The 268-nt window shown below is 53.4% G+C and carries 2 tRNA genes; both read right to left on the bottom strand.

What is annotated here, in order from left to right:
• Positions 1-50: 50 nt before the first annotated feature.
• A tRNA-Ala gene (locus L6D80_RS29945) sits at positions 51-126 on the bottom strand.
• 6 nt (positions 127-132) lie between these two features.
• Positions 133-209 (bottom strand) — tRNA-Ile (locus L6D80_RS29940).
• Positions 210-268 lie beyond the last annotated feature (59 nt).

Raw genomic sequence — 268 nt, 5'->3', positions numbered from 1 at the left:
ACATTCGAAGCGAATGCTCATTTCTGAGTTTGATCAAGGTACCGCAGAAGTGGTGGAGCCAAGCGGGATCGAACCGCTGACCTCCTGCGTGCAAGGCAGGCGCTCTCCCAGCTGAGCTATGGCCCCGCATATTGGTAGGTCTGGGCAGATTTGAACTGCCGACCTCACCCTTATCAGGGGTGCGCTCTAACCAACTGAGCTACAGACCTATATAGGGTCTTGATCGTCTTCGACAAAGAATCAAGCAATTCGTGTGGGAGCTCATCAG

This window comes from Pseudomonas ceruminis (assembly GCF_021602025.1).
Classification (GTDB): Bacteria; Pseudomonadota; Gammaproteobacteria; order Pseudomonadales; family Pseudomonadaceae; genus Aquipseudomonas; species Aquipseudomonas ceruminis.
Note: the sequence above shows the minus strand (reverse complement) of the source record. Positions and strands in the feature narration are given on the sequence as shown.